The 1,454-nt window shown below is 60.9% G+C and carries 1 pseudogene; it reads left to right on the forward strand.

Annotated elements, in window-relative coordinates:
• A pseudogene (locus H5U08_RS18650) lies at positions 1–1,454 on the forward strand (hypothetical protein); the annotation flags it as partial.

Below are 1,454 nucleotides of genomic sequence, written 5' to 3' on the forward strand. Positions count from 1 at the left end.
ATCGCGCCGGAACAGGCGCGAGATCCTCGGCTGGCGGATGTCCGCAGCGATATTTATTCTCTGGGCTGCACGCTCTACTTCCTGCTGACGGGCCAGCCTCCGTTCCCCGGTGGAACGGTCCTCCAGAAGCTCCTCCAGCATCAAACAGAAGAGCCGGTTGATATCCGCAGGATTCGCGGAGATGTTCCCGAAGGCCTCATGCGCGTTCTCCGGCGGATGATGGCCAAATCACCGCGTCAGCGCTTTCAATCGGCAGCGGAACTGGCTGCGGCTCTTCGTGAACTGATCGGCGAGGGCGAACGTCCTGTCCGATCTGGAAATGGCAAGGCACTCAAGAATGGAAAGGAACATCGCTGGCGCCGGCATCTGCCTTGGGCGGTGCCGCTGGTGACTCTTCTTCTCACCACGCTGTTTATCGACAGGTGGTTTTCCCATGGGGCTGAAGAGCTGGATCTGTCTGGCGATGAGATGATGACCCAGGTCGAGCTGTTCTCGCCGCCTGCACCGGCGTTTGGCGTCGATGCCGGATCGCCGACGGGCGAGACTACCAACCCGGCTCCGGGGAACGCCTCTGCGACGTCGAACCCACCGGCGCAAACGTCGCAAAAATCCCCAGGGAACGCAAACCTCCGGGAATCATCGAAACCTTCGTCCGGTACAGACTCGCTCACGCCCACGTCCTCGGCCACGCCCACGTCTGGTCCGGGGAGGGAGGGGGCGTCGGCAACCGGTCCGACTGATCCTGCAAGCACGGGTTCGGGATCAGGGGCATCGAGGCAGCCCTCCGATTTTAGCTCCGGCAGCATTATTCCCGTGCCGGGCGTGCTGGGCGGCGATGCCCGGAATCCTTTCGGAATGTCAGCGTTTCCGGAAAGTGGCGCGGGAATCCCCCAGAACGTCCCTCCGGATACTCCGCTCCTTGTCCCGCAGACAAATCGGTCCTCAGACCCGTCCGCCGAGAATCCCACTCGGGGAAATTTGTTACCGTTTTCCGCCGCCGTCAATGCCCAGCGGGAAACCCCCGCGGATCAGAAATTTACCACGCCCAGCGCATGGATCAGATGGGTTGATCCGACAGGTCGCCGGGAAGGGAGTTTCCCCACTTTGCAGGCGGCGTGTCGTGGGGCTTTGCCCGGCGACGAGATCCGTTTAGACTTCGATGGTACGCTGTCCGAAGGGCCGCTGGACCTGAGAGGCCGTCGGCTGAAAATCGTGGGCGAACAGGGGCGCTGGCCGGAGCTTGTCTTCCGCATGGACGATCGAAATGGGGCAACTTCTGACAGTTTTGTATTGCTGGCTGGTTCGGAGATCAGTTTCGAGAACGTGGGGCTGCGATTCGAGGTAAAAGGGCAGAACGCGGCACGGGATTTCGCGTGTTTTCAGATGGTCCAAAAGGCTCGTGTGACGTTCACAAACTGTGTGGTGACACTCGTGGTGGATGAAAACCGATCACC

This window comes from Thermogutta sp., from assembly GCF_014359955.1.
Classification (GTDB): domain Bacteria; phylum Planctomycetota; class Planctomycetia; order Pirellulales; family Thermoguttaceae; genus Thermogutta.